This window comes from Tabrizicola sp. (assembly GCF_036781545.1).
Taxonomy (GTDB): domain Bacteria; phylum Pseudomonadota; class Alphaproteobacteria; order Rhodobacterales; family Rhodobacteraceae; genus Tabrizicola.
Genome location: NZ_DAIQAT010000207.1, coordinates 1 through 5,171, shown reverse-complemented (window position 1 = coordinate 5,171; position 5,171 = coordinate 1). Strand labels below are relative to the sequence as shown.

General features: G+C 65.5%; 7 protein-coding genes. All 7 read left to right on the top strand.

The genetic code is table 11. From position 1 onward, the window contains the following. Positions 1-816: amidohydrolase family protein (locus tag V7Q39_RS19175; protein ID WP_333818214.1), on the top strand; the 816-nt coding region annotated here is incomplete at its 5' end. Further along, on the top strand, positions 816-1,289 hold the full coding sequence (locus tag V7Q39_RS19170) for a hypothetical protein (RefSeq protein ID WP_333818213.1): 474 nt from the start codon (positions 816-818) through the stop codon (positions 1,287-1,289). The genes V7Q39_RS19175 and V7Q39_RS19170, both read left to right, overlap by 1 nt. Continuing rightward, positions 1,286-2,083, top strand: coding sequence for an ABC transporter ATP-binding protein (locus tag V7Q39_RS19165; protein ID WP_333818212.1), 798 nt, complete (start codon positions 1,286-1,288; stop codon positions 2,081-2,083). The genes V7Q39_RS19170 and V7Q39_RS19165 overlap by 4 nt, the downstream gene beginning before the upstream one ends. 194 nt (positions 2,084-2,277) lie before the next feature. Further along, entirely contained in the window at positions 2,278-2,613 is a 336-nt protein-coding gene (locus tag V7Q39_RS19160; protein WP_333818211.1) for a hypothetical protein, read from the top strand. After that, positions 2,610-3,476: an ABC transporter permease gene (locus V7Q39_RS19155; RefSeq protein ID WP_333818210.1), complete on the top strand. Its 867-nt coding sequence runs from the start codon at positions 2,610-2,612 to the stop codon at positions 3,474-3,476. The genes V7Q39_RS19160 and V7Q39_RS19155 overlap by 4 nt, the downstream gene beginning before the upstream one ends. Further along, the gene (locus V7Q39_RS19150) at positions 3,473-4,321 is read left to right on the top strand and encodes an ABC transporter permease (protein WP_333818209.1); all 849 of its coding nucleotides are present in this window, start codon (positions 3,473-3,475) and stop codon (positions 4,319-4,321) included. The genes V7Q39_RS19155 and V7Q39_RS19150 overlap by 4 nt, the downstream gene beginning before the upstream one ends. A 48-nt stretch (positions 4,322-4,369) precedes the next feature. Further along, positions 4,370-5,171 (top strand): ABC transporter substrate-binding protein (locus V7Q39_RS19145; protein WP_333818208.1); only part of this gene is annotated, 802 nt, incomplete at its 3' end.

The following is a 5,171-nucleotide window of genomic DNA, read 5'->3' as shown; positions in this document are numbered from 1 at the left end:
GAGGGCGAGGCGACCAACCGCGCCATCATGATCGCCGACATGGCGGGCGTGCCGCTGTATGTCGTCCACACCTCCTGCGAGGAAAGCCACGAGGCGATCCGCCGCGCCCGCCAGCAGGGCAAACGGGTCTGGGGCGAGCCCTTGATCCAGCACCTGACGCTGGACGAGAGCGAGTATTTCAACCCCGACTGGGACCATGCCGCCCGCCGGGTGATGTCGCCGCCGTTCCGCAACAAGAAGCACCAGGACAGCCTCTGGGCCGGGTTGCAGTCGGGCTCGCTGTCCGTGGTCGCCACCGACCATTGCGCCTTCACCACGGCGCAGAAGCGGTTCGGGGTAGGCGACTTCTCGAAGATCCCCAATGGCACGGGGGGGCTGGAGGACCGGATGCCGATGCTCTGGACTCATGGGGTCGGCAGCGGACGCTTGACGCCGAATGAATTTGTCGCCGTAACCTCAACCAATATCGCGAAAATCCTGAACTGCTATCCGAAGAAAGGGGCGGTTCTGGTGGGGGCGGATGCCGACCTGGTGGTCTGGGATCCTGAGAAGGAAAAGACCATCACCGCGGGCAAGCAGCAGTCGGCCATCGACTATAACGTCTTCGAAGGGCAGAAGGTGAAGGGCCTGCCGCGCTTCACCCTGGCCCGCGGTCATGTGGCGGTGCATGACGGCGAGATGCGGACCCAAGAGGGCCACGGCCAGTTCGTCGCCCGCGAGCCGCGCCCGGCGGTGAACCGCGCGCTGAGCCAGTGGAAGGATCTGAGCGCCCCGCGGCCCGTGGTACGGACGGGTATCCCGGCGACGGGCGTGTGATGCGGCACTTCGGCCGGGAGACGGGGCTGGACCGCAGGATTCTGGTCTTCGTGCCGCTGTCTGTGGTGATTTCGGCTGTGCTTCTGCTGGGGATGCATCTGGTTGTCCCGGTGCTGGAGGGGATGCCCACCGAGGATCGCTTCGTGTTCGGGACGGCCGTGGTTGCGGTCGCTCTGGTGGTTCTGGCGCAGTTCATGCCTTCGGTCCTGCCGTTCTGGCTGGCCGGCTGGCTGATCGGCTGGCAGGTGATGCTGCGCGCCGGGCTGGCGGACCGGTATTGCGCGCTGTCTGCCGCTGTGATGGCTGTGCTCGCAGCCTCCGTGCTTGGATGGGTCGCCCGCTACGCCGGTCGTGAACCTGCGCATGAGGTGCTGATGCTGCCCTATCTGCTGGCCGGGGGCGCGGCGGCGGCGCTGACCATCTACCGCCAGATGCCAGAGCGCCACCGGGCCGGAAGAAAGAACGGAGAATGAAGGACACGATGCAAAGCACATCCCCGGTGATCGAGGCCAAGGGGCTGAACCTTGTCTTCCAGACGGCGGACGGGCCGGTGCAGGCGTTGAAGGACGTGAACCTGTCGGTCGCTCGGGGCGAGTTTGTAAGCTTCATCGGGCCAAGCGGTTGCGGGAAAACGACTTTCCTGCGGGCGATCGCCGCGCTGGAGACGCCGACCTCGGGGACTTTGACGGTTAACGGGATGTCACCGGACGAGGCCCGCCGGAAGCGCGCTTACGGCTATGTGTTCCAGGCGGCGGGGCTGTATCCGTGGCGGACGATTGCCGGGAATATCAGATTGCCTTTGGAAATCATGGGCTTCTCGAAGAAAGATCAACAAGAGCGGACCGAGCGGGTGCTGGAGCTGGTGGAGCTGAAGGGCTTCGGCAAGAAGTTCCCTTGGCAGCTTTCCGGCGGGATGCAGCAGCGGGCCTCCATCGCCAGGGCCTTGGCCTTCGATGCGGACATTCTGCTGATGGACGAACCTTTCGGCGCGCTGGATGAGATCGTGCGCGACCGGTTGAACGAGGAAGTGCTGAAGCTTTGGGCACGCACCGGGAAAACCATTGGATTCGTGACCCATTCCATCCCGGAGGCGGTGTATCTGTCGACCAAGATCGTCGTCATGTCGCCCCGTCCGGGGCGGATCACCGACGTGATCGACTCGCCCTTGCCGAAGGAACGGCCGCTCGACATTCGTGACAGTCGCGAGTTCATCGAGATCGCCCACCGGGTGAGGGAGGGGCTGCGGGCCGGGCACCATGACGAGTAGGGCAGGCGTCTGGAAAGCGTATGGATCACGTATGGCTTCTGTCCATACGCCGTATATACACCCTCACCTGCGGGGGCAGCGGTGATGCGCCATGGCCAAACCCCCGCCCGAGTTGCCGCGACTGCCGCCCCCGACCGCGGCGGCCGTGCTGGCGGCCCGGCTGAAGTGCCGGACGCGGATGAAGGGATAACGGCATGAGCGGTATCTCCTTCCTCTGGCTCGGCCTTGCGACGGCGGTCTTTGTCGCGGCGAATGCGGTTCTGAAGGTCTATGCGGCGAAAGGCGGGCTGCCGGTGCTTCTGGGCGCGCTGGCGCTGTTCTGTGTCGGCAACTGGCTGATGGTGCAGGTCATGCGGCTGAACGGGCTGGGGCTGGCGATCGCGCTGTCGGCGGTGTTCCAACTGGTCGCGATCTCGGTCATGGCGATCTTCGTCTTCGGCGAGAGGCCGACGGGGCTGCAACTGGCCGGGATGGCGCTTGGCGTGGTGGCGGTGGCGATGATCGCCTGGCCGACGGGAGGGCGGGCATGAAGCGCGCGCTTCCCGTTCTCACCGTCCTGATTGGCATCGTCGTTATCTGGTATGCTGCGGCTGTCTGGATGAACTCGACCTGGGTCTATGACCAGGCCGAGCGCGCGGGGACCACGGTCAGCTTCGCCGAGATGGTGCCGCAGACCATGGAGCAGGCGCGCCCCTTGTTGCCGCCGCCGCATCAGGTGGGGGCGGAGTTGTGGAAGGGGCTGTTCGGTCAGGCCGTCACCTCGAAACGCAGCCTCGTCTACCACGGGTTCGTCACCTTCCGGGGAACGATGATGGGCTTTGGCCTCGGGATCATCGCGGGCGTTCTGCTGGCCATGGCCATCGTGCGCTTCCGGGTGATGGACATGAGCGTGATGCCCTGGGCGATCATCAGCCAGACCGTGCCCATCGTGGCGCTGGCGCCGATGATCCTTGTGGTGTCGAACCAGCTGGGCATTCAGGGGCGCGAGGTGCCGAAGGCGATCATCGCGGCCTATCTGTCGTTTTTTCCGGTGCTGGTCAGCATGGTCAAGGGGCTGCGGTCGCCCGACCAGATGCAGCTTGACCTGCTGAAAACCTACGGGGCCGGCGAGGGCGAGACCTTCCTCAAGCTGAGGCTGCCGGCCTCGATGCCCTATTTCTTCGCCTCGCTGAAGGTGGCGGTGGCGGCGGCGCTGGTGGGGACCATCGTGGGCGAGCTTCCCACCGGTGCGGTGGAAGGCTTGGGGGCGCGGATGCTTCTGGGCAGCCAGTATGGCGAGCCGCTGATCACCTGGGCCGCGCTGTTCGCCAGCGCCATCCTGGCGGGGATGCTGATCCTGATGGTGGGGCTGACCGAACGGCTGGTCGCGCAGAAGATGGGGGTCAGGGCATGAGCCTTGCGCTGATCCTGGGGATCGCCTTCTGGCTGGGGGCATGGGCGACGAATACCCTTGTGGCAGGGCGGCCCTTCGGAAGGACGCTGGCGGGGCGCATCTTCGTGCCGGTGCTGTTCGGCATCACCCTTCTGGTGCTGTGGGAGGCGCTGGTGCGCGCCTTCGCCGTGCCCACGGTGATCCTGCCCGCGCCCTCGGCCATCGCGGGCAAATTCGCCGAGTCCACCGGGCTCCTCTGGGCCGATTTCGTGCAGACGGTGCTGAAGGGCGCGCTTTCCGGCTTCGTCATCGGCACCGGCGCGGCGTTCCTTGCGGCGGTGGCCTGCGACCGGGTGCCCTTCCTGCGCGACGGGCTGCTGCCGGTGGGCAATTTCGTCGCGGCCTTGCCTATCGTCGGCCTGGCGCCCATTCTGGTGATGTGGTTCGGTTTCGGCTGGCAGTCGAAGGCCGCCGTGGTGGTGGCGATGGTGTTCTTCCCGATGCTGATCAACGTGGTCGCCGGATTGCAGGCCAGCGAAAGGATGCAGCGCGACCTGATGGCGACATGGGGGGCAAGCTACTGGCAGGCGCTGTGGAAGCTGAGGCTGCCCGCCGCGATGCCCTTCGTCTTCAACGGGCTGAAAATCGCGGCCTCGCTGGCGCTGATCGGGGCGATCGTGGCGGAGTATTTCGGCAGCCCGGTGGTGGGCATGGGCTTTCGCATCTCGACGGCGGTCGGTGTCTTGAACATCGAGCTGGTCTGGGCCGAGATCGCAGTGGCGGCGCTGGCGGGGTCGGCCTTCTATGGGCTGATCGCGCTGGCGGAAAAGGCGGTGACCTTCTGGCATCCGTCGCAAAGGACCTGAAACCCTGACCCGGGGGCTGAACCGCCGGGCGGCAACATGGAGGTGAAGATGAAGAAGCTGTTTACCGCGGGTCTTCTGGCGTTGATGGCCGGTTCGGCCAATGCCGAGGACGTGACGCTGCAACTGAAATGGGTGACGCAGGCGCAGTTCGCCGGCTACTACGTCGCCAAGGACAAGGGCTTCTACGAGGAAGAGGGGCTGAACGTCACCATCAAGCCGGGCGGGCCGGACATCGCGCCCGAGCAGGTCATCGCCTCGGGCCAGGCCGACGTGATCACCACCTGGATGCCGGCCGCGCTGGCCGCGCGCGAACGCGGCGTGCCGCTGGTCAACATCGCGCAGCCGTTCAAGAACGGCGGGCTGGAGTTCACCTGCCTGAAGGAAAGCGGCGTCGCCAGCCCGGCCGACTTCCCCGGCAAGACGCTGGGCGTATGGTTCTTCGGCAATGAATACCCGTTCTACGCCTGGATGGCGAAGCTGGGGCTGAAGACCGACGGCAGCGAAGGCGGCGTGACGGTGCTGAAGCAGGCCTTCAACGTCGATGCTTTGTTGCAGAAGCAGGCCGCCTGCATCTCGGTGATGACCTATAACGAATATGGTCAGGTTCTGGACGCCGGCATCACCCCGGACCAGCTGGTGACCTTCAGCTACCGCGACCAGGGCGTGACGGTGCTGGAGGACGGGCTTTACGTGATGGAGGACAAGCTCTCTGACCCGGCCTTTGCCGAGACCATGGTGAAATTCGTCCGCGCCTCGATGAAGGGCTGGAAATATGCCGAGGCCAACCCGGACGAAGCCGCGCAGATCGTCATCGACAACGATGAATCGGGGGCGCAGTCGCTGGACCACC

What these genes read in the sequence shown, in the direction of transcription:
- V7Q39_RS19170 (WP_333818213.1), top strand. Translation starts at nt 816, where the DNA reads ATGCGGCACTTCGGCCGGGAGACGGGGCTGGACCGCAGGATTCTGGTC.
- V7Q39_RS19165 (WP_333818212.1), top strand. Translation starts at nt 1,286, where the DNA reads ATGAAGGACACGATGCAAAGCACATCCCCGGTGATCGAGGCCAAGGGG.
- V7Q39_RS19160 (WP_333818211.1), top strand. Translation starts at nt 2,278, where the DNA reads ATGAGCGGTATCTCCTTCCTCTGGCTCGGCCTTGCGACGGCGGTCTTT.
- V7Q39_RS19155 (WP_333818210.1), top strand. Translation starts at nt 2,610, where the DNA reads ATGAAGCGCGCGCTTCCCGTTCTCACCGTCCTGATTGGCATCGTCGTT.
- V7Q39_RS19150 (WP_333818209.1), top strand. Translation starts at nt 3,473, where the DNA reads ATGAGCCTTGCGCTGATCCTGGGGATCGCCTTCTGGCTGGGGGCATGG.